This is a genomic window from Pseudoalteromonas sp. BSi20495, assembly GCF_000241185.1.
In the GTDB taxonomy this organism is placed as follows: domain Bacteria; phylum Pseudomonadota; class Gammaproteobacteria; order Enterobacterales; family Alteromonadaceae; genus Pseudoalteromonas; species Pseudoalteromonas fuliginea.
Genome location: NZ_BADY01000061.1, coordinates 1 through 24,858, shown reverse-complemented (window position 1 = coordinate 24,858; position 24,858 = coordinate 1). Strand labels below are relative to the sequence as shown.

Genomic DNA, 24,858 nt, shown 5'->3' with positions numbered 1-24,858 from the left:
CGCTATAAAATCACTCAACTAGTTATCAAGTGAGTAATTAAAAGTGAATCTGAATACCTGCAAATGGGCCAGATGCATCGATATCTGTAGTAATATTATCTACATCATCAAGTTCTAATACCATGGAGCGATATCCAGCTTTAACTGCAACATCAATCGCTAGGTTATCAATAAATTCCCACGCAATACCCACTTGGTAATCTTGTACTTTACTATCGTCTATAGCCAAAAAGCTACCTTCAAAAAACACACTTAAACCAGTAAATGGCAGGCCGGCTTCTGCACGACCATAAGCAAGTGGTACAAAACCTGAAAAATCAACGGTTTCAGTAAAGTTAGTGTTGCCACTTTGAGTAGTACCCGTTACAGCAACCTCACCATCAAACTGTTTCGCATTCAAACCTAAATCAATAGAGATTAAATCGTTATCAAAAATTTCGTAATACAGAATATAATCAATGTGTGTTAGATCGCTAATTGAATTAACTGTCGTACCAACCACATAGTCTGAACCATTGAAGCTAAATGTATCAGTTAAAACTGCAGAACCGTTTAGTTCAAGTTCGGTATACTTTAATTTAATATTAGGTACTAACGGTACTGGGTGCTCAAGGGCTGCGTAATAACTTATAAATGTTTCATCTTCAAAATTGAAATCTTGAGATGCATTATTTTTATAAGAAAACTGACCATCATTATCTGATTTCCAGCCATCAACCCCTACATATAAACCTAATAAAGTGTCAGCGTGTGCTGCAGGTGCTAAACATGCCATTGAAAGGGCTGCTGCTAAACAATACTTTTTCATTTTTTATCCTTGAGCTAGTAGTTCGCTAAGTTCGATTAAAGCCGCATTGGCTCTAGAAATATAATTTGCCATAACTAAGGAATGATTAGCCACATAGCCAAAACCATTCCCATTTAAAATTATTGGGCTCCACACCGTTTCTTGGGTTGCCTCAAGTTCACGTATTATTTGTTGCACACTAACACGAGCATTTTTCTTCTCAAGTACATCTGCAAAGTCATACTCTACCGCTTGTAAAAAGTGTAACAACGCCCAAGTTGCGCCACGAGATTCATAAAAAACATCATCAATTTTTAGCCAAGGTGTTCTGACTTGCTGTTGTAATGGTGCAAGAGTCGCTTGTTTATTTGACGAATTTCCAGCTAAATCAGTATTCACTTTTTCTTGGCCGACACTGGCACTTAAACGTTGGCTTAAGCTACCTAAGCGCTTTTCCGCTTCTTTTAACCAACTACGTAGATTATCAGCTCGCGCATAAAATTGGCTATCACGTTCGTGCTGATTCGCTATTTGTGTACGATAAACGACTAGATAATCAATTCCTTTTTGATACTCTCCCTCCGCGCTTGGCCATGCCCACGCTTCAGAGCTTATATTAAACTGTGGCTGTGCTTTTTTAAGTGCTTCATGCTCTGTTGATTGCGATTGTGAACGGCTAAAATCTTTTCGCATAGAAAGCGCTAAATCACGCGTCATTTCTAACGCACCATATTCCCACGCAGGCATGTCATCCATAATAATACTTGGCGGTATAACATCATTCGATAAATAACCACCCGGTTTATTTAGTATCGTACTCGCTACCTCAATAAGAGTTGCCGTTGTTGTATAACCTGTAACTATTTTTTCATTACGTAACTGCGCTTGCTCTTTTGCATTAGCGACAACATCAAAACGTGCCGGTTCAGTACTCCAATAAACAGCAATTGCGTAAAATATGATAAGCAGTAAAACAATTGTTCCTGCTATTTTTCCTTTATGTTGCGACATGTGTACTCCTAATGATGAGCGTGTTGAGTAGATGGTTTTGACTGCTTAGCTTGCGTTTCAAGCGACACCACTTGAGCATTAGTAAACAAGCGGTTACCGTCACTAAAATATAGCGTGAGTTTACGTTCTTGCCCTACTTTTAATGACTCTAATGGTTCAAATGCCATTAAATGATAACCGCCTGGTTGGAAGCTAACACTTTCATGCGCTTTAATTACAACCGATTCAACTTGTTGCATTTTCATCATGCCGTCTACATGTGAATGCTCGTGTATTTCCACACGCCCTAAGCCATCAATCGTTGCCTTAGTTAAAGTTGCTGCGGCTCCACTGTGATTAATAAGGGTTAAATAACCTACAGTTGAAGTACTGGCAGGTAAAAACTCCCTCACTTGCGCGTTAGTTACTTCGAGTACAGCCACATCAGAACCATGCTCGTGCCCTGAATGCGCCGCCAATGATGACGTAAATAAACCTAACATTAACGCTGAAGCCATCGAAAAAAACTGCTTTGTCATCATTTCATCCCTAGTGAAAACATTAAATTACAGGCTAAATTTAACATAGTTAACCCATAATAGTCAGTCAAATTAAGGATTAAGAGGCTACTTTTTTGTTATCAGCAACAAGCCAACACAACACTGCAACAAATAGTAACGGCCATGCAATCATTATTGATCCGAATAAAAACGCTAAAACAGTCCCAGCTAATGCCACAACACCCGCTCCAACTAATCCCATAGTAATTAAAGCCACTACCGCAACCACAGCAACAATTGCGGCCAAAGCACCTACAAGCTCAAGCCCTGCCCAGCTAATATCAGCAATCCATAATGGTAACTGCCAAGAATCAACATGCACAAACGCTATTAAATCAGTAAACAGTAATAAATAGATAAATACACATACTGCCAAAGCTTTCATAGTAATTCTCCTTATACCAACCGGCTTATATATGGGTCTATTTAACGATAAGAAAATTGCGCTATAACTAGGCAAAAGTTTTTATATCTAGTTGTTCTAAATAAAAAATTCAACAACGCTATAGAGTGATTTAATTCGTTAAATTGTTCAAATATTTATGCCTCTTAGTATTAATACTCTTTATTTTCAAGGCTGCAATGCGCTATAAAATAACCAAGTGCAATTGCAAATGGAAAACTCAAAAATAATAAAATAGTAACTAGGCGGGTTGCCCATACTGGAAAGTCCAATCTATGTGCTAAACCACTACAAACACCCGATATTTTTTTATTCAAAGTATCTTTATACCAACCTCGTTGACGATTAAAGCTGTTCATAGCAATCTCCTAAGCAGTGTGTTTTAAATTAGTATTTAAGTTCGCTTTTAAGCGAGCCAGTTCAGCATCAATTTTTTCATTTTTAACTAACGACTCAATTTGGGCACTGGTAGAGCTTGCTGTATCAGTCAGCTCATAAGCCTCTACTTGAGCTTCAATGCCTTCAACACGCTGCTCTATTTGTTCAAAACGAGACAACGCATGGGCAACTTTATCACTTTGTAATTGCGTATTAATTCGCTCTCTAGCAATAACAACATGATGACGTTGCATTAACTGAGCTTGCTTTGTTTTAGCCATAGCCATTTTTTGCTGCAAGCGTTCACAATCAACCTTAATTTTTGCAATAGACTCTTGCAATGTTTCTAGTTGATTTTGCTTATTTTCAATGCTTTCGTTAACGCGTTGCTTCTCAAGTAAGGCTGATTTAGCAAGGTCATCACTGCCCTTCTCAACCGCACGTTCTGCTTTAATTTGCCAAGCTGCTAATTCTGTTTTTTTAGTATCAATTTGGCGATTAATTACTTTCTCTTCACACAATAAAGCGGCTGCTGTACTACGACACTCATTCAATGCATCTTGCATCTCGGTAAGCATTAGGTTTAAAAGTTTTTCAGGGTCTTCAGCTTTATCAAGCATGGCGACAATGTTTGATTGAATTACATCATTTACGCGGTTAAATATTCCCATGGTATTCTCCTGTTGATTTTTAATTAATTTCAACAAGAAGATTCCAAGAGTTGTGCCAAGTTCATAAAAACAATGAAAAAAAGCCTAATATCAACAACATAATTAATAAACAATTAAATTTTTAGTGACTTTAAGCTGAATAGCATAGAGTGTAATTAGCCAATAAATTATGCTTTTGACTAATTTTTAGGATCAAAAAAGCCACTTGAAAGTGGCTTAAATTTAGAACTTTTATAGCTTAGCTTTATTCGGGTACAAAGCTTAATGCTTTATCCATTACTGATAAATCGGCTTGCTTACCGTGACCACTTTCAGAAAGGTGGCGTCTAAAACCTCGCGCACCAGGCTGCCCCTGAAAAATACCGAGCATGTGACGTGCAATATGCCAAAAATTAGCACCCAAACGCATTTCTTCTTCAATATAGCTGTACATTGAGCGTACTACATCGTGGCGTGATTGCGTGTTTGCAGTATCACCATAAATTTTCTCATCAACGTCATTGAGCATAAATGGGTTACTGTAAGCTTCACGCCCAATCATTACACCATCAATATGTTGTAAATGTTCTAGGCTCTGCTCAATTGTTTTAACACCGCCATTTAGGCTTAAGTCTAGCTGCGGATAATCTTTTTTAAGTTGGTAAACACGTGGGTAATCAAGCGGTGGAACTTCACGATTTTCTTTTGGACTTAAACCATTGAGCCATGCTTTACGAGCATGAATAATAAAATCATCACACCCTACTTTATGCGACGCCTCAATAAGCGCACACAAAAACTCATACGAATCTTGCTCATCAATACCAATACGCGTTTTAACGGTAACAGGAATGCTTACTTCGTTTTTCATTGCTGCAACACACTCAGCAACTAATTGAGGTTCAGCCATTAAACATGCGCCAAATCGGCCATTTTTAACTCGGTCTGACGGGCACCCTACATTTAAATTTATTTCGTCATAGCCACGCTCACCAGCTAGCTTTGCACATTGCGCAAGCGCTTTAGGATCAGAGCCACCAAGTTGCAGCGCAACTGGGCCTTCGTGTTTATTAAAATGTAAGTAATCGCCTCGACCAAATAAGATAGCCCCTGTGGTTATCATTTCGGTATAAAGCACAGTGTGTTTAGTCATTTTGCGATGAAAAGTACGACAATGACGATCAGTCCAATCAAGCATTGGGGCTACAGAAAAGCGTCTATCCAAAGTACATTTATTCAAAGCAAACCTCAGGGTATTAAGTTATTAAGCACAGCTTAAAAGGCGCTGTATTTTACACAAAAGCCTAGCAGGCATCAATGCAAAGCAAACACCTAAAAGCTAAAATAATGAGCTACACCATTTAAAAGACAATCGGTGTAGCCGAGCTTAAAATAAACCATATGGCTCTACTAATAAATTTACGCAAATATCATTAATTTGTGTACACGACAATCATCAAACTAATACCACTGCCCCAAGACAATTACATAACCCATAAAATCATTAATTATCAAAGAAATATACATCTTTAAATTAGTAATGATGTTACCGAATTGCCACACTTCCATTGCTTCTATATAAAAACATAATTTAAACTTTAAATTTATTCAAATTAACTCTTAAATTAGCAATATATCGGGCGATACTTTCATTTGCTTCTGACGTATTTTTTGCTCCTGTAGATGTTTCTATTGCAATATCAGTAATATTAATTAAATTTTGATTTATTTCGCTTACAACAGCAGACTGCTCTTCCGCTGCGGTAGCAATCTGTAAGTTTAGGTCCGTAATCTCATTAACAGCAATGGCTGAGTTGGCAAATATTTCTGACGTTTCAGTACTTTTTTTAAGGCATTCGTCAGCACTACTAATCCCTTTATTCATACTAACAACCGCATTTTTCGCCTCACTTTGTAAGCGAGTAACCAGCCCTTGTATATCAACAGTTGAGACCTGTGTTCGTTGAGCAAGTGCCCTGACTTCGTCCGCTACAACAGCAAAACCTCTACCAGTATCACCAGCACGAGCGGCTTCTATTGCAGCATTTAAAGCGAGTAAATTGGTTTGTTCGGCAATACTCTGTATTGTATCTAAAACGCTGCCGATATTATTTGTTTCTGTAACAAGGCACTCAATTACGGTACTTGCTTCATCTATTTCTTTAGCTAAACGCTGAATAACAACTTTTGCCTCAGAAGCTTCTGCCTTGCCCTTTAATACACGCTCTTTGACTGCTTCTGTTACATCAGAAGCATTCTGGGTATTACTCGCAACTTCTAAAGTTGTACAGTTCATTTCTTCTACTGCTGTTGAAACCATTTCGGTTTCAGCTCTTTGCTTTTCAACATTAACTACCGTTTCCTGCATAACAGTTACGGCAAACTTTGATGAGTCGTCTAATTGCGATAAATGTATATTAGCTTCATTTATTGTCCCTCTTAGCATTGATAAAAATTTGTTGAACGCTCTTGCTGTATCGCCAGTTTCATCGCCGGCGCTTTCATCAAGCTTTAACGTTAAATCGCCATCGCCATCAGCTATTTCAACTAATCTATTTTTTAGCATATTCACAGGCAAAGCGATTGCTCTGCTAATCATATATGACAAAACAACACCCACAATAACGGAGAAGATAAATATATAAAGAATAAGGTTAATACCTTGCTTTTCATCATTTTCAGCTTGCAAAGCTGAGTTTAAAGTAAACTGCTGGATCTGAGAGAGTAAAGCTATAAGTTTTTCCTCAAATTTATCTTCTGCGACTTCTATTAACTTTATTTTATCATCCAAGCTGCCAACGGATTGCGTTTTAGTGGCCTCAATAATGTCATTAATATTCAGAGAAATACTTTGGTATTCTTTATTTAAAAGCTTCAGGTCACTCGCTAGCGAAGTAAAACTCGCTTTTGCCTCTTCACTGTGTAAATAATCAATAGAATCGGTGACAAATTTTTCTGACTTATTAAATTCACTTTGAATTTTTTGCGTTAATGACGTGAGTTTATTCTCGATTTCTTCATTGGCTTTACCTGGTTCTAAACTTGCGTGTAATAAAGCTCGCTGAAAAAATATCGTTTGTTCTAATTTGTGCTCAGACATTGTAGTAAGCATGTTGCTGAGCGGAATATCTCGCTCAGCTATATCAACCAGCTCTATACCAATTTTGTTCATTTGTGTTAAAGATATAATCCCAATTACCACCATTAAAAATATTTGTGATATTCCTAGGCAGTATATTTTACTTGTAATAGATAACTTATTTAACATTTTAGACCCCTTCATATTTTAGGCTTAAACCTAACTTTACTGTTACAAAGTAAAAACTTAAAAAGGTCGAGTAATAGCTAAACCGACAACTACTGCTTCTTCATCATCAATAAAATCAATAGCTATCGTTGGTGCTATACCAAAATCACCGACATGAAAATCATAGGCTGAGCTAATACGATATAAATCCTCATTATGAGGATGAGCTCCGCCTATACGCTCTTCACCATAACCCACCCCTAAACGAACATTTTTAGTCGGGTGATAATAGAGCGAAGCCAAAGCGACAGCAGTACCATCGCCATGATGTGCATCATTTGTACGCTCAAATACCACTCCGGCGCCCCATTTTTGAGTGATTTTATATTCATACTCAACACCAAACGTAAACTCACTTTCACTGTCAAAATGTGTAGTGCCAATAAAAACGCCTGGTATATGTTTCACCTCGTCACCCGCTTGAACAGCAGGAGTCAAAAATATAAAAAAACACGCTGTAAATTTTAAAACTTTATTTTTCATAATCTTCTCTTGTAAATAAGGAAACAAACAAACCCTCCAGCATCACATCACGTTAGTATTCCTTACAACAAAGCCAAAAATGTAATAACTAATAAACAATTAAGAAAAACATTTATTCTACATGCAGGGTGGTATTGTTAATAAATATAGGCAGTATTATTTACTTAGTAAAATTTTTTATAAAATCAGTTAAAAAATAAAAACAATACTATTTTACTTACACCAATCGGCTTAGATTTGAGGTCTATTAACAATAATTAAATTGCACTGTAGCTAGGCCGTGTTGTTCTTTGTGAATAGAAATTTGTTCAATCTAGGGGCGATTAAATCGCGGCGCGAGGTTTGTAATCAAGTGGTTTCGGTAACTGCTCCTGCGTAACTCTAATGGCTTGCATCCCTGTAAGAGTAAGTAAAAACCGAGTAAAGCTTCTATGCCTAGCTCGTGCCTACTTAACTTCATCAATGTAAGTAACTGAAGGTTAATCGTCCCTACCCCCCCATTAGGGCGGCGCATATTTGTACTGCATTATCGCCTATTTATTCACGACACAGGCTCTATTTTGCCTAAAAAACAAACACACAGCTAAAAATTAAATCTCAAAAGATAAACTGCTCCTAGGCTAAAACTTTTATGAGGATTGGTACTATAAAAAATACCTACTTTAATTTACACAACGCTACGAGTGAGCAATTTAAGACTGTAACGATATAGTAAAGGGTTGCGTTTAGTATTATATCGTTCTAATAAAACACGGCCAAACTGCACTCAAAAACAACAATACATTTTAAAATCAAAAATTACATTTAAAATACGCATAATGGCAGCAAGAGTAATTTGCATATAAGCAGTAGGCCTACTACACGCAAACCCAATATTTCCCAATCATAAATATCGTTACGTGTGATTAATTATTTCAAATTCAAGTTAGTAAATATAATGTCATGGTCTCCTAAAATCGCAACGACTTTAAGTAAACACTTGCAAACCAAAGTAATGAGCAATACCGCTTAAAATATTTGTTACCGCAACTGAACTCAAAATAAGCCCCATTATTCTACTTATTATACTTGCACCACTGTCACCAATTAATTTATGCACATGCGTAGCTAAGAGCAATAAAATTAGGACAATAGCCAACACCGCTAACATCGTTGATGATGTTATTAGCTGCTCAACCCATGTATGCTCTTCGTTACGAGTCATCAACACGGCCCCCAACATAGCACCAGGGCTTGCTATAGAAGGAATAGCCAGTGGGAAAATGGCAGTCTCAGTGCTATCTCGAACACTTTTTATTTCTGTTTCTGGTTTGCTTTCACCAAATATCATTGAAAGTGCAAAAATAAGTAATACTATGCCGCCAGCAATTTGAAATGCTGAAAGCGGAATTTCTATGGCATTAAGTAGTTGCTCACCCGCTACAACAAAAAATAAAAGCACGATGGCAGATACACCTACGGCTTTAAATATTACTTTGCGCTTAAATTTTTCATCTTCACCGCGAGTAACTGCAATAAATACAGGCACAGTGCCAATGGGGTCTATCACCGCAAAAAAGAAGATAAATATGGCTAATAATTCATGCATTACTGGGTTTCCTAGATAAAAAGCGTCTAATAAAAACGCTGCAACTACAACACAGTATGTTAGTATATCACGGTAGCGTAAGGATAAGAGAATGATGAATATAGAATCACTCGTAGGTAAAGCAAAACAAGTATGTGATAACCGTGGCGCACGTTTCACACCCATTCGTGAGAAAGTATTTCGCTTACTCGCTAGTGCCCAAGGTGGCGTGGGGGCCTATGACTTACTTGAACAATTAAAAGTAACTGAGTCAGGTGCTAAACCCGCCACTATATATCGCGCCTTAGATTTTTTGGCCGAACTAGGCTTTATTCATAAAATTGAAAGCACAAATGCATTTATGCTGTGTCATCATTTTGATCATATTCATCCCGTACAGTTATTAATTTGCGATACTTGTGGTTTTGTAAAAGAGTTACACTCTACCGTTATTTCGCATGAGCTTAATAACTTAGCGGCTGAGGGTGGATTTGTTGTTTCAGGACAAACTATCGAAGCACATGGAAAATGTGATTCTTGTAGGACATCCTAGCCCTCAAAGTTACCCATATTGGCTATACTTAATATAATTATAGTCATTTTCATAGTATCAATTTAAGAGTAAGCAATATGAATGTAGAGTTCATCAATCCTTTTTTATCTTCTTTGATAAATGTATTAAGTACCATGGCTCAAACTCAATTAAAGCCAGGTAAGCCACGTATCAAAACAGATGAAATAGCCTGTGGTGATGTGTCTGGCCTTATTGGCATGGTAGGCCCACAAACTAAAGGTTCATTTTCAATTACCTTTGATGAAGAGCTTGCATTAACTATTATGGAACGCATGCTAGGCGAACGCCCTGATTCAATTGATGAAGAAGTAACCGATATGGTTGGCGAAATTACTAATATGGTTACCGGTGGCGCTAAAAATTTATTAGGTGAAAAAGGCTTTGATTTTGATATGGCAACACCTATTGTCGTATCAGGGAAAGGGCATACAATTACCCATAAAAGCCAAGGTAAAAAAATCATCATGCCATTCACTAGCGATGCTGGTAATGCAAATATTGAAGTTAGTTTCGATAAGCTATGAGTTGGCAACAAAAGGTCATAGTATTAAAACCTCGCTCGCGGGGTTTTCATTTAATTGACGACGAAATATTGTCTCAACTCCCTGAACTTACTACTTACACAGTAGGCTTGTTACACCTATTCATCCAACATACCTCCGCTAGCCTTACTATAAACGAAAATGCCGATCCTACGGTACGTATGGATATGGAAAGCCATTTCAATAAATTCGTTCCTGAATGCCAGCCTTATTACCGCCATGATTATGAAGGCGATGACGACATGCCCGCACATATTAAAACCAGCACATTGGGCTGTGAGTTAACTATTCCTATTTCTAATGGGTATTTAGCACTAGGTACATGGCAAGGTATTTACTTAGGTGAACATCGCAACTCTGGTGGCGCTAGGCGTATTATAGCAACGATTCAGGGGGAGCGGCTTTAATAAAAGCTCTCGATTTCAAATTATTGACTCCTCCTACCTCACTCATACCTCATAACTTCAAAGTACAATACCTTTATTGTAGGCGCAGAGCTCGCGCGAGAAGCGATAGCTTCTAACAACCAAAACTTCAATGCTGAGTATTACATATGCAATAAAATAAATAAGAGAGATTTTAAATTATAATTTTATTTGTGATTTTTAATACAGAAAATTTTGAGGATATAAAAAGATTGGAGCGGTACACGAGGCTCGAACTCGTGACCTCGACCTTGGCAAGGTCGCGCTCTACCAACTGAGCTAGTACCGCATTTTCACTTCTTCAGTTATTTTACGTTGGCGCGCGACGGGTCGCGTTCAACATTCTAGCAACTGAGCTAGTACCGCATTACATTTTAATTCAACACTACAATTTCTTTTGGTTAGAAATTGGAGCGGTACACGAGGCTCGAACTCGTGACCTCGACCTTGGCAAGGTCGCGCTCTACCAACTGAGCTAGTACCGCATTTTCACTTCTTCAGTTATTTTACGTTGGTGCGCGACAGGTCGCGTTCAACATTCTAGCAACTGAGCTAGTACCGCATTTTCACTTCTTCAGTTATTTTACGCTTAAGCGCGACAGGTCGCGTTCAACATTCTAGCAACTGAGCTAGTAACGCATTCTCTATTTCTTCAGTTATTTTACGCTTAAGCGCGACAGGTCGCGTTCAACATTCTAGCAACTGAGCTAGTACCGCATTTATTGATGGTAATTCAATCACTCAAACACACTAACCCCGCGTGGGTTATCGTCTTGAGCGGGGCAGGATTCTACAATAATACGGAGTGTTTGCAAGTGTTTTTTACAAATTAAAGAAATTTTCTCTATAGATTTTTAATTCCATAATCGAATCTTTAATATCGTCCAAAGCAAGGTGTGAGCCTTTTTTGTTCACTTTAGCAAGCACTTCAGGTTTCCAGCGACGTGCTAATTCTTTAATAGTACTTACGTCGAGATTTCGGTAATGGAAGAAGTCTTCAAGCTCGCGCATATATTTATTCATAAAGCGGCGGTCTTGACCAATTGAATTACCACACATTGGCGAAGTGCCTGCTGGTACCCACTGCTTTAAAAACGCTAAAGTTTGCTCTACAGCATAGGCTTCATCAAAGGTACTTGCTTTGCAGCGCGCTGTTAAACCCGATTTACCATGTTGAGTCGTACACCACTCGTCCATACCATTTAGTAATTCATCATTTTGATGAATAGCTATAGTTGGCCCTTCGGCTAATATATTCAGGTCTGCGTCAGTGACAACCGTCGCAATTTCGAGTATTTTATCGGTCTCTGGTTCGAGTCCGGTCATTTCAAGATCGAGCCAAATTAAATTTGATTTATTAATAGTCATAATACCTAAGCGGTGCTTTCCTTTAGATCCAACGCATTTCGATATATCATATTAGCATCAACCGTCGAGCTAAAGCTTTTTTTAGGAAAAGCGACATTTAACTAAGGTTATAGGCCTCCAGTGGCAAAACAGAAAAAATTAAGTAAAGGCCAATCTCGTCAGATCAAGGCCAACCACCAAAAGCGCATTAATAGCGCAGACTCAAAACCAGCTAAAAAAGGCGCGCAAGAATGGCAAACCGATAATTTAGGTCAGGTCGAGAGCGCAATTGTGATCAGTCGTTTTGGCCAACACGCCGATGTCGAAACACAGAACGGCGATGTACTGCGTTGTAATATACGCCGTACCGTGTCAAATTTAGTGTGTGGTGATGAGGTATTGTTTCGCCGTGCCAAAGTAAGTGAAGGTGATTTAGCCGGAGTAATTGAAGCCACGCAAGAGCGTCGCTCACAACTTACCCGCCCTGACTTTTACGATGGTGTAAAAGTTATTGCAGCTAACATTGATCAAATACTCATGGTATCGGCGGTACTACCTGAGTTTACCCCAAGTATTATCGACCGCTATTTAATAGCCTGTGAAGATATGGGTATTGAGCCAATTTTAGTACTCAATAAAATAGATTTAATTGATGATGCTGGTCTTAGTGAAATACAAAAAGTTCTCGATATCTACCGTAAACTTGATTACCAAGTACTCCTTGTTAGTAATATATCGGGCAATGGTATTGATGAATTAAAAGAAGTACTTGTTGGTAAAAATAACATTTTTGTTGGTCAAAGTGGTGTGGGTAAATCAACCCTCGTTAACACTGTATTACCTAACGCTGAAATATTAACTAAAGAAGTATCTGAAAACAGCGGCCTAGGCCAGCATACAACAACTGTTTCACGCCTTCACCATTTACCAAGTGGCGGTAACCTAATCGATTCACCAGGAATTCGTGAATTTGGTTTATGGCATTTAGATGTTGAGCGTGTAACGTGGTGTTTTAAAGAGTTTAGAGAATTTATAGGCGGGTGCCGCTTTAGAGACTGTAAACATTTAAACGATCCTGGCTGTATAGTTAAAGAAGCTGTAGCCGATGGAAGAATTTCTCAATTGCGCTTTGACAGCTACCACCGAATTTTAGAAACAATGGCCGATGGCCGTGCAGGCGCCCGTGCGCCTCGCGTATAATTTAGGATAAATACTGTGAGTTTAGACAAATTTAAAATCGCAATGCAGTACGCAATGCCAAAACATTTTATTTCACGCGTAGTGGGAAAATTAGCCGCAGCTAAAGCAGGTGCTTTAACAACGACTTTAATTAAACTATTTATTAAGCAATATAAAGTAGATATGAGCGAAGCCCAATACCCAGATCCGGCTCATTATAAAAGCTTTAATGAATTTTTTACTCGCCCTCTAAAAGACGGCATGCGCCCAATGGTAGAAGATAGCAATATCATCACTCATCCAGTGGATGGCGCAATCAGCCAGCTAGGCGATATTGTTGACGGACAGCTAATACAAGCTAAAGGTCACGATTACAGCTTACAAGCGCTACTAGGCGGCTCACAAGATGATACAACACCATTTTTAGGCGGTAAGTTTGCCACCATTTATTTAGCACCTAAAGATTACCACCGTATTCATATGCCAATTGATGGCACACTAAGCAAAATGATTTACGTGCCAGGTGATTTATTTTCAGTAAACCCACTTACAGCGCAAAACGTGCCTAACTTGTTTGCACGTAATGAACGAGTAGTCGCAATTTTTGAAACTGAGATTGGTCCGCTTGCTATGGTACTTGTTGGCGCAACAATTGTAGCCAGCATAGAAACTATTTGGGCAGGTACTGTCACGCCACCAGCTGGTAGCGATGTATTTAGTTGGAAATACCCAACCACTGGCGATAACGCTATCACGCTTAAAAAGGGTGAAGAAATGGGTCGCTTTAAATTAGGCTCTACTGTGGTACTTGCATGGGGTGCTGATAAGGCTGAAATACTGGACGATCAACTACCAGAAGTGGTTACTCGCTTAGGTACTGCGTTTGCAAAAATTAACGACTAAATCAATCGTTAATTAGAAATCAAAAAACCGCGTTATTTAAACGCGGTTTTTTATTTTGTAGACGTAGAGCTTGCTCACGTGAAAAGCGTCAGCTTTTGGTTTATATGTAATTGCAGGCTTGTAGCGTTTATATTTTTATGGGCTTCGCCCATCACGCCAGCAAGCTGTGCGTCTACAGTTTGGTGAAGAAGTTTGATATGTTGTAGACGTAGAGCTTGCTCACGTTAAAAGCGTCAGCTTTTGGTTTATATAATTGTAGGCTGCACCGTTTATATTTTATGGACTTCGCCCATCACGCCAGCAAGCTGTGCGTCTACAGTTTGGTGAAGAAGTTTTGATGTGTTGTAGACGTAGAGCTTGCTCACGTGAAAAGCGCAGCTTTTGGTTTATATGTAATTGCAGGCTTATAGCGTTTATATCTTTATGGGCTTCGCCCATCACGCCACCAAGCTCTGTGCGTCTACAAGTCTGGCGCAGAAGTTTAATGCGTTGTAGACGTAGAGCTTGATCACGTTAAAAGCGTCAGCTTTTGGTTTATATGTAATTGCAGGCTTGTAGCGTTTATATTTTTATGGACTTCTCCCATCACGCCAGCAAGCTGTGCGTCTACAAGCTTGGTGCAGAAGTTTTGATGTGTTGTAGACGTAGAGCTTGCTCACGTGAAAAGCGCAGCTTTTAGTTTCTTAACGCCACATGTAATAACAGACACAAGCCCCTCAAAAACCTATTTACCACACTCTTTACACTCTGAATCTTTAATCACTTTGAAATACTGTTGCTTGAAAGTAAGCGCATCAAAGGTTATAAACACACACCCCTCTGCATGCCCCAGCAATAAATTGAGCGTAAGTTGCGCCTGCATAGAGCCTATTACACCAAGTAGCGGGCTAATTACCCCTGCATTACTGCAATTTATAACCGGTGTAGCTTCGCTTTGTGGAAAAACACAGCCATAACATGGGCTATCACTTTGCCTAAAATCAAAGCCCATTAACTGCCCTTTGGTTGCGAGTGCAGCACCAGAAATTAACGGTGTTTTATTAGCAATACAATAACGATTAACACTATAGCGAGTACTAAAGTTATCAGAGCAATCAAGTACTATGTCAGCACCTTTTAGAATATTAGCTGCATTACTCTCATCTAGCTTTTGACAATGCGTTACTATGTTTATTTGATTATTAAGACTCGCTAATACTTTACCCGCTGCAGCGACCTTGCTTTGTCCTAAGTGATTTATTTTATAAAGCACTTGGCGCTGTAAGTTTGAAAGCTCAACCTCATCATCGTCAATTAAAATAAGCGTTCCAATACCTGCAGCGGCTAAGTATAAAAGTGCTGAGCTACCTAACCCACCAGCACCCACAACTGCAACCGTTGAGGATTTAAGTGCTAATTGCCCTTCAAGCCCAACTTCTTCAAGCAATAAATGGCGGCTGTAACGCAGGGTTTCTTTATCGCTTAGCTCACTCACGTTTATTAGCCTTATTAGTATTACCCTTGTTAGTTTTAATTGGCACTGCTTATGGCCACTTGCAGAGCGCTTATAGCCTCTACGTAATTATCAGCCTCGGTAATCGCACGCACTACGGCAACACTGCCTACGCCTGTTTTAGCTACCTGCTCAGCACGGCTTAAATCAATCCCACCTATTGCTACTGTTGGGTAGCTTTGCATAAGAGGCACAAATTTAATCAGCTTTTCAAGACCTTGTATTTGCCCTGTCATGTCTTTGGTGGTGGTTGGGTAAATAGCACCAAATGCCATATAACTAGGGCGATAATTATGCGCACGCAGCATTTCATAAAAACCATGAGTAGAAAGCCCAAGCCTTAGCCCAGCGTCTTTAATAGCGGCTAAATTAGCAATGTCTAAATCCTCTTGCCCTAAATGCACACCATACGCACCATGTTTAATAGCTAGCTGCCAGTAATCGTTTATAAAAACCTGCGCATTGTATTGCTTGCCCAGCTCAACAGCGTGCTTAATGAGCTCATCCAGCTCGTCTTGCGTTTTATTTTTAACACGTAACTGCGTTGTTTTAATGCCTTGTTGTAAGCATTTTTCTAGCCAATCGGTACTATCTACAACCGCATATAAGCCAAGCGATTTACTTTCACAAGGTGCAAAATCAGCAGCCATATTAAAATCAAGCGGCACATCAAAATCAAGCTCATCACCCAGCCAGCTCCCCGGCTCAATCACTTGTGGGTAGTCATCTAAATTAGTGGGGAACGATGTATGGGCAACCGGTCCAATCCCTTCGCCGTAGCGTACCGACTGTTTTAATCCTTGATTTATATATGCTTTAGCTAAAATAAAGGCATCTTTTAATGGGTAGTCTTTAGCTAAACACGCAGCAATTACCGAAGCCATGCTACATCCGGTGCCGTGATTATGCGGTGTTTGTATTTTTTGATTGCCTAACCAGTATTCTTCAGCATTTTGTGTAAAATTATTTACACAATAATCAATGCAATAACCGCTTGGGTAATCCCAATGTCCGCCTTTAATAACAACGGCTTTTGCACCCCAGCTTAATAGCTTATTAGCCGCTTCTTTTATTGCAGCTGGGCCAATTAAATACACACCGGTTAATAACTGTGTTTCGTGGGTGTTTGGGGTTATTACATCAACCAGCGGCAGTAAACATTCTTTTATTGCGCTGACGGTGTCTTCTTCTGTTAGTAAGTCACCGCTTGAGGCAATAGCAACAGGGTCATATACAATAACGGGAGGCGCAGGCCACTTAGCTTTATAGTGGCTTATATGTTCGCTGATCAACTGAATTTGCTGCACATTGGCTAACATGCCAATTTTTATCACTTTGGCTTTCATGTCTTTTTCAAGCGCTAGTAACTGCGATTCAATAATATCGGTAGACACTGCATTAATAGCCTCTACGCCTAAACTATTTTGTGCAGTAAGCGCCGTGATTGCCGTGCAGCCATGTACACCAAAACTTTGCATTGCTTTTATATCAGCTTGAATACCGGCACCGCCGCCAGAATCAGAACCGGCAATTGTCCATACTACGTTATTCATATTCTTTCCTTCACTGCTGATGCCAAAATGGCATACCCATTGTTGGGGTTGATGGGGCTGCAACGTCTTTTTCCGGCATCGCTTTTGCTTGATATGCAAAGCGCCCTGCTTCAACTGCGCCTTTAAATGCGCGGCTCATAGTAATTGGGCAACCCGCCCCTGCAATGGCTGAATTTAATAATACCGCATCATACCCCATTTCGAGTGCTTGGCAGGCATGCGATGGCAAACCTAAACCTGCATCTACTATTAATGTGGTATCGGGTAAGCGCTCTCGAATAGTTTTTAAATTATAACTATTTAACAAGCCCTTACCCGTGCCTATTGGCGCACCCCACGGCATAAGCACCTCACACCCTAGCTCATTTAAGCGCTGGCAAAGTACTAAGTCATCGGTGCAATAAGGTAATACTTTAAAGCCATCATTAATTAATATTTTTGTCGCTTCAAGTAACGCAAAAGGGTCAGGCTGTAAATTGTAATCATCGCCAATCAGCTCTAGCTTAATCCAGTCGGTGGCAAATACCTCACGGCACATTTTTGCAAGCGTTATGGCCTCTTTAACACTGTGGCACCCTGCGGTATTAGGCAGTATTTTTAAGCCTGTATTTTTTATTAACTGCCAAAAGTCATCACCGGCTGCTGCACTTTGTTGGCGCCTAAGCGACACGGTAACAATTTCAGCCCCAGAGGCAACTATTGATTGGGTCATAATATCAGGCGACGGATAAAGTGCAGAGCCTATTAATAAACGGCTATTTATTTGCTCTCCATAAATAGTTAAACAGTCTTTAGTTTGCATGAGCTTTATCCGCCTTGAATGGGTGACAGCAACTCAACACTGTCGCCTTCATTAAGTACATAGTTACCGTGCCGACTTTGTGGAATAAATTCGCCATTAACAGCCACAGCAAAAGGTGCGACTGCACCAAAACTTTGAAGTACCTCGACGAGTGCTTTACTATTAACATTAAGTAGCTCGCCATTAATTGTAATGTTCATTTTTTCTCATTCTATTCGTGAAACTGCTTGCGCCACTAATGCCGGTGCCAACATATAACCATGTCGATACAAGCCGTTAATGCTAATTACATTACCAACTTGCAATACTTCTGGGCGGTTATCGCTAAATGCGGGGCGTAATCCGGTTTGAATACTAAGTAGTCGTGCTTCGGCAAATCCGCTGTGTACGGTATAAGCCGCTGAAAGTAACTCAAGAGTTGATCGCACTGTTGCGGCGCCATTGTCTTGCGATTCTATTTCGGTCGCACCAATTACATATTCATGATTAGGTTTAGGCGCTATATAAATTGGGTAACGCGGATGCATTAAACGCACAGGTCGCGTTAAATTTACTTCAGGTGCATATAGCCTTGCGACTTCACCGCGCACACCTCTAAGCGGTTTATCACTTTTAGCACCAAGCCCACGACAATCTATAATGTAGTCAAATGGTCGATTATTTATTTCACCGTTTTTAATGGTTACGCGCTGGTTAAACACACACTTAACTTTGCGCTTGTTGAGCATGGTAAAACTTGCTTTATAAAAGGCTTGGTTATCTATTTGCCCCTCGCAGGGTAAAAATAGACCTTGGTTAAACCGATTAGCAAGCTCTGGCTCTAACTGCGCTATTTGCTGAGCATTCAATGCCTGAGCGCTGTGCCCTGCTATGGGCTTTATTCTCTGAGTAAAGCTTTGTAGATCGCCTTTATCTTGCTGATGCGCAACAACCAATGTGCCTTGCTGCTGAAAAAACACATCCCCCTCAAGTTCACTCACTATTTCTGGCCAGCGCTTCATTGAATCAAGCCCCATTAAAGCTAAATCAGCCTCGCATAACACCGACTCAGCCAGCGGCGCCAGCATGGCTGCTGCCACTTTACCGGCGCTATTTGGGGTTTGCTCATCGTCTGCTTCAAACACCGTTACATGATGCAACTTACTTAGCTCAAGGGCGGCTAAGCGCCCTGCTAAACCAAAACCCACCACAGCAATGTTATAAAACATAAAACCTCCAAAAGCAGTTATTAGTAGGTGCGAATTCACTCGCACTTCTTAATATTTAAAGAAGCGAGGTATAAAACCTCACCTACATCTGTATCTAACTTATTGCTATACCGCTTTGTGGTAAATTTCTGAGCCTGTTTGCTTAAACTGGGCAGATTTAGCTTTCATCTCGGCTTCTACATCAATCATTTTGATTTCAATAGCCTCGCCAGCGTCATTTGGATCAATACCGCGTGTTTCTAAATCTTTAGCGTAATCGCGTACTTCTTGGCTAATTTTCATTGAGCAAAATTTAGGGCCACACATAGAGCAAAAGTGAGCCACTTTGCCTGATTCTTGCGGAAGGGTTTCGTCGTGATATTCACGAGCACGCTCTGGATCTAAACCAATATTAAATTGATCATGCCATCTAAACTCAAAACGTGCTTTTGATAGCGCGTTATCGCGCTCTTGCGCGCCTGGGTGCCCCTTTGCTAAATCGGCGGCATGCGCTGCAATTTTGTAGGTAATTAAGCCTTCTTTAACATCTTCTTTATTTGGCAGACCTAAATGCTCTTTAGGTGTTACATAACAAAGCATTGCACAGCCGTACCATGCTATTTGGGCCGCCCCAATACCTGAGGTGATATGATCGTACCCTGGTGCAATATCTGTCGTTAACGGGCCTAAAGTGTAAAATGGCGCTTCGTCGCAATGCTTTAATTGCTCGTCCATATTGGCTTTAATCATGTGCATTGGCACATGTCCTGGACCTTCAATAAATACCTGCACGTCGTGCTTCCACGCAATTTTAGTCAGTTCACCTAATGTGCGCAGCTCACTAAACTGTGCTTCATCATTGGCATCAGCAATCGAACCAGGTCGAAGTCCATCACCGAGTGAAAAACACACATCGTATTGTTTTAAAATTTCACAAATATCTTCAAAGTGAGTGTATAAAAAGTTTTCTTTATGATGCGCTAAACACCACTTAGCCATAATTGAGCCACCGCGCGACACAATACCGGTTACACGTTTAGCCGTCATTGGTACATAACGCAGTAATACACCCGCATGAATAGTAAAGTAATCAACACCCTGCTCGGCTTGCTCAATTAGCGTATCGCGAAAAATTTCCCACGTTAAATCCTCAGCCACACCGTTTACTTTTTCAAGCGCTTGATAAATCGGTACTGTGCCAATAGGTACAGGCGAATTACGCACAACCCATTCGCGGGTTTCGTGAATGTAACGACCCGTTGATAAGTCCATCACGGTGTCTGCCCCCCAGCGGGTAGACCACACCATTTTTTCTACTTCTTCTTCAATAGATGAGCTGACCGACGAGTTACCAATGTTGGCGTTAACTTTAACTAAAAAGTTACGACCGACAATCATAGGCTCTGTTTCTGGATGGTTTATATTATTTGGTAAAATAGCGCGACCACGGGCTATTTCGTCGCGTACAAACTCTGGGGTAATAAATTCAGGAATACTCGCACCAAACGACTCGCCTTTATGCTGCGCGGCTAGTAATTCTTTACGAATTTCTGCACGTCCCATATTTTCGCGAACGGCTACGTATTCCATTTCAGGAGTAATAATCCCTTGGCGTGCGTAGTGCATTTGCGTTACGTTTTTACCAGCGACACCACGGCGAATTTTTGGCAAGTGATCAAAGCGAATATGATCCAGCCCTTCATCTGCCATGCGCTGCTGCGAAAACTGCGACGTCACTGATTCTAAAATTTCAGTGTCACCACGGTTTTCAATCCATTGTTCACGAAATTTTGGTAAGCCTTTACGCACGTCTAGTTCAAAATTAGGATCGGTATACGGGCCCGAAGTATCGTAAACGCGAAGCGGATCGTTTGACTCATAAACAGGGTTTTCATCTGTACCGCCAATAAACGTATCACTTAACGTGATTTCACGCATACCAACGCGCACGCCTGGTTGAGTACCTTCAACGTATACTTTATGAGAATTTGGGAACGGTTGACCCGTTAAGTTATAAATATATTCAGACGCGGCAGCGCGAGTTTCTCGGCGCGACGCTTTATTTGTAGTGTTTGACATGACTTGCCTCATTGCTTAAGGGTTGTCTTGTCAGATATTCCGAGGAATAGAGAAAGATCGTAAAGTAGCGTACATGCTACTTTGCAGCCTAAAATAATTAAAATCGCTTTATTGTGCGCATAAAAAAAGACGCACAAGCGTCCTATTTTAGGCAGCTTGTTCCCTACGCAGGTATTAGCCTGATCAGGTTCACGGATCCCGCTTTCGCGATCTCAGCCACAAACTAATTACTTAGCTTTGGCACTCCGACAAGTATTGATATATAAATATTGATATATAAATTTTGTTCGTTGATTTGATATATTATTCATCAAATCTGCGCTGAGTGTACGTCAGTTAAAAACTGCCCGCAAGGGGCTGTTTTTCAAAAACTTAAAATTATTTAGGGATAAACACAAATGTTTGCTCGCCTTGCATGACTAATTGCTGGTCTTGCATTTTAAGCTCTGCACCTTGCTTTAAGGCTTGTAATAACTGCTGCTCAAACTCATCAAGGTCTTCGCCGCACGACTTGCGCGTCATTCCTAATTTACTTACGGTAAGGTTACTTTCTTCAAGCGAGCCTTCACCAAAAAATTTGTTACAGCCAGCAAAACCGTTTACTTGCAGTGCTTCAATAAAGCTCATTGATGCATTAAACGAAGGTGGAATTGCTAAACCATCAACACGTGATAATTGCCATTGGGTGTATTTAAGCTGCTCACTGGTAACCGTCCCTGTTGATGCGCAACCAACACATAAACCGATTATAAGCATCGGTATTGCTGCTAATTTCATGCTACTACTAACTAATTGTCTAATTACTGTAATAATAACAATATTTATGCGATTTATCCGTTAAAAATGCATGTTTAAAATGTAAATTTTTGTTCTATGATAGTTCAAAAGTTACGCTACTACGCACTAAGTTGTAGTTTTGAATACATTATCTATTTGCTCAGGCAAAAATGGGCGGCCTTTTTCATTAACCGACGTTCCTATTATTAGTGCATTGAGCATTACTTTTTCATCGTATTTACGAACAACCGTTTGCTTAAAAGCAAATTTAAGGCGACTTATGCGCTGCGGCTCTACAGCCACATAAAACTCATCACCCGGTAAGAGCGAATGCTTATAATCCATTTCGCTGCGCATCACGACTAGATTAATTTTATCTTTTGCTAACTGAGCAAAATCAATACCATTTGCGTATAAAAATTCGTGGCGAGCGTGCTCCAAATAATTAAAATAGACGCTGTTATTTACAATGCCTTGTAAGTCACATTCGTAATCACGCACTTTAAAGTCAACTTTAAAGGTCATATTAATAATCCTAATTATTTAACGTATAATTGCCGAGTTTATAGCACATGTGCTCAAATAATTGCTACCATACGAGTCCCTAAAATGGAGTTAAGTAACCTAATGAACTTACGTTTGTCTTTAATTACCGCAGCACTTTTACCGCTGCTTGGTGCACCACTTGCAGCTAACGCTGACGATAGCAACCTAGAAAGAATTGTTGTAACTGGCGATTTTCAACGCGAAAGCATTCAAACCTTAAGCGCAAGCGCAAGCTTATTCAGCGAAGAAGAAATTAATCTACGTGGTGCAAGTTACTTAGACGAAATATTAGGCAGTACCGCCAATGTAAACTTTACTTCTGGCGCGTCGCGCGGTCGTTATATTCAAATTCGTGGCGTGGGACTTCGTTCACAATTTGTAGATCCTATTAATCCATCTGTAGGCTTAGTAATTGATGGTATTAACTATTCTGGCCTTGGTGGCAGCTCATTATTATTTGATATAGACCAAGTAGAAATTTATCGCGGCCCACAAGGCACTCGCTTTGGCGCAGACGGTATGGCCGGCATGATCCAAATGGGTTCAGCTAAAGCCACAAGCGATCCAAGTTTAAAATTACAAGTAGGTGCTGGCACATACAACACACGCGAAGCAGGCATTGCAGCAAGCACAGGCTTAACAGATGACACTAGCGCACGCGTTAGCTACTTTCGCAGAAAGTCAGACGGTTACGTAGATAACCTGTACTTAAATGACGAAACACAAAATCAAGACGAGCAAGTAGCGCGTTTTAAATTAAACAGCCAGCTTACAAAGCATTTAAATACTGAGTTAAACCTTCACTATATTGACATAAACAATGGTTACGATGCGTTTACGCTTGATAACAGCCGCAATAGTGTTGCGGACGATCCAGGGCAAGATAACCAAGAAAGCTACGCAATAGGTATTAAGAATACTTACACGGGCTTTGACGCTTTTGATGTAAATCTAAACCTATCGGCTATTGATACCGAGTTACTTTACAGCTTTGACGAAGACTGGGTATGTAACGATGCAAGTAAACCACAGTTATGTGCTGCTGGCTTACATCCTGATGGATACAGCTCAACCGATCTTTACAGCCGCGATCGCGATGACCAATCTGTAGATTTACAATTTAATTCTAAAACAGGTAACTGGGTTGCGGGTATTTATTACCAAAACCGTGATGTTGATTTAGAGCGCCAATACACATGGTTAGCAAGCCCGTTTTCTTCAACTTACGAAACCAGTAACGTTGCAGTATATGGTCAAGTAGCGACTCCAATTGGTTCTAAAACAACACTCATTACAGGTTTACGTGTAGAGCAATACCAAGGTGACTACACCGATAGCAATGGCTTTATACAAGACACTGACGATGTAATGGTTGGCGGTAAAATTGCGCTAGAGTATCAAGTAATTGACCGCACTATGATCTACACAAGTATTACGCGTGGCTACAAAGCCGGTGGTATTAATTCAGAAGCGCTTGCTAAAGCGAAAGATGAAGGCTTAAACCTAAGCGCTGATTTTTTCCAGCAACACACCAGTTTCGACCCTGAATATTTATGGAGTGGCGAATTCGGCGTTAAAGGCTCATCACTTGATGACAAATTTACACTTCGCTTAGCTGCATTTTACATGCACCGCGATGATATTCAGTTAAAAGCATGGCAAGTAGAAGGTCAGCAATTTACCGGTTATGTTGATAACGCAAGTTCTGGCAGCAATTACGGACTAGAAGTTGAAGGTAGTTACCAACTAACTGATAATCTGTTTTTAACAGGTAGCGCTGGTTACTTAAACACTGAAATAGACGACTTTGTAACACAATCAGGCTTAAATCAAGACGGTCGTGAACAGGCACAGTCACCTAAATACCAATATGCGTTTACTGCTCGTTATAACTTTACTAATGAGCTTTACGGTATGGTTGGTATTGAAGGTAAGGACGATTACTATTTTTCTGATAGTCATAACTCACAGGCACCAAGCAGTAACTTAGTTAATTTAAGCTTTGGCTATGAAGCAGACATGTGGGCAGTTCGCGCATGGGCTCGTAACGTGTTTGACGAAACAGTCCCTACACGTGGTTTTGAATTTGGTAACGACCCACAAGATGGCTACGCAACACATACCTACACACAATTAGGTGAGCCTCGCGTAGCAGGTGTTACGTTTACACTTAATCTGTAAAGCACAGCCGTTGGCTTTCAAATGAAAGCTACAGCAAGCAATAAAAACACCGCGTTTAAATTAAACGCGGTTGTTTTTATTTGTAGGTGAGGTTTTATACCTCGCTTTTTATAAAGTTAAATTACAGAGCGCGAAATAAATTCGCA

Annotated in this window: 25 protein-coding genes, 2 tRNA genes and 1 riboswitch; of the genes, 6 read left to right on the top strand and 21 right to left on the bottom strand. The window is 40.1% G+C overall.

Annotation, left to right across the window (positions count from 1 at the left end):
* Positions 1–37 precede the first annotated feature (37 nt).
* From P20495_RS11610 to P20495_RS11655, 10 genes are all read right to left on the bottom strand, one after another.
* Positions 38–808, bottom strand: a complete 771-nt coding sequence (locus P20495_RS11610; protein ID WP_007378288.1) for a TIGR04219 family outer membrane beta-barrel protein — start codon at positions 806–808, stop codon at positions 38–40.
* Between the two features lie 3 nt (positions 809–811).
* Positions 812–1,798: a DUF2333 family protein gene (locus P20495_RS11615; RefSeq protein WP_007378287.1), complete on the bottom strand. Its 987-nt coding sequence runs from the start codon at positions 1,796–1,798 to the stop codon at positions 812–814.
* Positions 1,799–1,806: 8 nt separating this feature from the next.
* On the bottom strand, positions 1,807–2,316 hold the full coding sequence (locus tag P20495_RS11620) for a copper chaperone PCu(A)C (protein WP_008135815.1): 510 nt from the start codon (positions 2,314–2,316) through the stop codon (positions 1,807–1,809).
* Between the two features lie 79 nt (positions 2,317–2,395).
* Entirely contained in the window at positions 2,396–2,722 is a 327-nt protein-coding gene (locus P20495_RS11625) for a hypothetical protein (RefSeq protein ID WP_007378285.1), read from the bottom strand.
* 170 nt (positions 2,723–2,892) lie between these two features.
* Positions 2,893–3,099: a PspC domain-containing protein gene (locus tag P20495_RS11630; RefSeq protein ID WP_008135811.1), complete on the bottom strand. Its 207-nt coding sequence runs from the start codon at positions 3,097–3,099 to the stop codon at positions 2,893–2,895.
* A 9-nt stretch (positions 3,100–3,108) separates the two neighbouring features.
* A complete protein-coding gene (locus tag P20495_RS11635) occupies positions 3,109–3,789 on the bottom strand; it encodes a PspA/IM30 family protein (RefSeq protein ID WP_008135810.1) in 681 nt (226 codons plus the stop codon).
* 244 nt (positions 3,790–4,033) lie between these two features.
* Positions 4,034–4,966 carry a tRNA dihydrouridine(20/20a) synthase DusA gene (gene dusA, locus P20495_RS11640; protein ID WP_008135808.1) on the bottom strand — a complete coding sequence of 311 codons (933 nt, stop codon included), beginning with the start codon at positions 4,964–4,966 and terminating at the stop codon, positions 4,034–4,036.
* Positions 4,967–5,359: 393 nt separating this feature from the next.
* Positions 5,360–7,036 (bottom strand): methyl-accepting chemotaxis protein, encoded by a 1,677-nt coding sequence (locus P20495_RS11645; protein WP_242401474.1) that lies wholly within the window; start codon positions 7,034–7,036, stop codon positions 5,360–5,362.
* 57 nt (positions 7,037–7,093) lie between these two features.
* Positions 7,094–7,558, bottom strand: coding sequence for a hypothetical protein (locus tag P20495_RS11650; RefSeq protein WP_008135805.1), 465 nt, complete (start codon positions 7,556–7,558; stop codon positions 7,094–7,096).
* A 967-nt stretch (positions 7,559–8,525) separates the two neighbouring features.
* Positions 8,526–9,146 carry a MarC family protein gene (locus tag P20495_RS11655; protein ID WP_007378742.1) on the bottom strand — a complete coding sequence of 207 codons (621 nt, stop codon included), beginning with the start codon at positions 9,144–9,146 and terminating at the stop codon, positions 8,526–8,528.
* Between the two features lie 94 nt (positions 9,147–9,240).
* On the opposite strand from P20495_RS11655, the gene P20495_RS11660 reads away from it, so the two are divergent.
* From P20495_RS11660 to P20495_RS11670, 3 genes are all read left to right on the top strand, one after another.
* The gene (locus P20495_RS11660; protein WP_033015589.1) at positions 9,241–9,678 is read left to right on the top strand and encodes a transcriptional repressor; all 438 of its coding nucleotides are present in this window, start codon (positions 9,241–9,243) and stop codon (positions 9,676–9,678) included.
* A 77-nt stretch (positions 9,679–9,755) separates the two neighbouring features.
* Positions 9,756–10,223: a chemotaxis protein CheX gene (locus P20495_RS11665; RefSeq protein WP_007378744.1), complete on the top strand. Its 468-nt coding sequence runs from the start codon at positions 9,756–9,758 to the stop codon at positions 10,221–10,223.
* Positions 10,220–10,648, top strand: coding sequence for a secondary thiamine-phosphate synthase enzyme YjbQ (locus P20495_RS11670; RefSeq protein WP_008135799.1), 429 nt, complete (start codon positions 10,220–10,222; stop codon positions 10,646–10,648). The genes P20495_RS11665 and P20495_RS11670 overlap by 4 nt, the downstream gene beginning before the upstream one ends.
* A 231-nt stretch (positions 10,649–10,879) precedes the next feature.
* Here P20495_RS11670 and P20495_RS11675 read toward each other — a convergent pair.
* The 3 genes from P20495_RS11675 to orn form a co-directional block, all read right to left on the bottom strand.
* Positions 10,880–10,955 (bottom strand) — tRNA-Gly (locus P20495_RS11675).
* A 120-nt stretch (positions 10,956–11,075) separates the two neighbouring features.
* Positions 11,076–11,151, bottom strand: a tRNA-Gly gene (locus P20495_RS11680).
* A 337-nt stretch (positions 11,152–11,488) separates the two neighbouring features.
* The gene (gene orn, locus P20495_RS11685; RefSeq protein WP_008135796.1) at positions 11,489–12,034 is read right to left on the bottom strand and encodes an oligoribonuclease; all 546 of its coding nucleotides are present in this window, start codon (positions 12,032–12,034) and stop codon (positions 11,489–11,491) included.
* A 120-nt stretch (positions 12,035–12,154) separates the two neighbouring features.
* Here orn and rsgA point away from each other — a divergent pair, with 120 nt between their 5' ends.
* Together rsgA and asd are read left to right on the top strand one after the other, a co-directional pair.
* On the top strand, positions 12,155–13,213 hold the full coding sequence (gene rsgA / locus P20495_RS11690) for a small ribosomal subunit biogenesis GTPase RsgA (protein ID WP_007378747.1): 1,059 nt from the start codon (positions 12,155–12,157) through the stop codon (positions 13,211–13,213).
* Between the two features lie 15 nt (positions 13,214–13,228).
* Complete coding sequence (gene asd, locus P20495_RS11695; protein ID WP_007378748.1) at positions 13,229–14,095, top strand: archaetidylserine decarboxylase; 867 nt, start codon at positions 13,229–13,231, stop codon at positions 14,093–14,095.
* A 724-nt stretch (positions 14,096–14,819) separates the two neighbouring features.
* Here asd and P20495_RS11700 read toward each other — a convergent pair.
* The 8 genes from P20495_RS11700 to P20495_RS11735 form a co-directional block, all read right to left on the bottom strand.
* Positions 14,820–15,569 (bottom strand): HesA/MoeB/ThiF family protein, encoded by a 750-nt coding sequence (locus P20495_RS11700; RefSeq protein ID WP_008135792.1) that lies wholly within the window; start codon positions 15,567–15,569, stop codon positions 14,820–14,822.
* Positions 15,570–15,604: 35 nt separating this feature from the next.
* Positions 15,605–17,140: a thiamine phosphate synthase gene (thiE, locus tag P20495_RS11705; protein ID WP_008135790.1), complete on the bottom strand. Its 1,536-nt coding sequence runs from the start codon at positions 17,138–17,140 to the stop codon at positions 15,605–15,607.
* Positions 17,141–17,150: 10 nt separating this feature from the next.
* The gene (locus P20495_RS11710) at positions 17,151–17,942 is read right to left on the bottom strand and encodes a thiazole synthase (protein WP_008135788.1); all 792 of its coding nucleotides are present in this window, start codon (positions 17,940–17,942) and stop codon (positions 17,151–17,153) included.
* Between the two features lie 5 nt (positions 17,943–17,947).
* A complete protein-coding gene (thiS, locus tag P20495_RS11715; RefSeq protein ID WP_008135786.1) occupies positions 17,948–18,142 on the bottom strand; it encodes a sulfur carrier protein ThiS in 195 nt (64 codons plus the stop codon).
* Between the two features lie 6 nt (positions 18,143–18,148).
* On the bottom strand, positions 18,149–19,150 hold the full coding sequence (locus P20495_RS11720) for an FAD-dependent oxidoreductase (RefSeq protein WP_008135784.1): 1,002 nt from the start codon (positions 19,148–19,150) through the stop codon (positions 18,149–18,151).
* Positions 19,151–19,255: 105 nt separating this feature from the next.
* Positions 19,256–21,208: a phosphomethylpyrimidine synthase ThiC gene (thiC, locus tag P20495_RS11725; RefSeq protein ID WP_008135783.1), complete on the bottom strand. Its 1,953-nt coding sequence runs from the start codon at positions 21,206–21,208 to the stop codon at positions 19,256–19,258.
* 143 nt (positions 21,209–21,351) lie between these two features.
* A riboswitch (TPP riboswitch) is annotated at positions 21,352–21,466 on the bottom strand.
* Between the two features lie 120 nt (positions 21,467–21,586).
* Entirely contained in the window at positions 21,587–21,985 is a 399-nt protein-coding gene (locus P20495_RS11730) for an META domain-containing protein (RefSeq protein WP_033015572.1), read from the bottom strand.
* 126 nt (positions 21,986–22,111) lie between these two features.
* A complete protein-coding gene (locus P20495_RS11735) occupies positions 22,112–22,510 on the bottom strand; it encodes a thioesterase family protein (protein ID WP_008135779.1) in 399 nt (132 codons plus the stop codon).
* Positions 22,511–22,612: 102 nt separating this feature from the next.
* On the opposite strand from P20495_RS11735, the gene P20495_RS11740 reads away from it, so the two are divergent.
* A complete protein-coding gene (locus P20495_RS11740; RefSeq protein ID WP_033015570.1) occupies positions 22,613–24,712 on the top strand; it encodes a TonB-dependent receptor in 2,100 nt (699 codons plus the stop codon).
* Positions 24,713–24,858 lie beyond the last annotated feature (146 nt).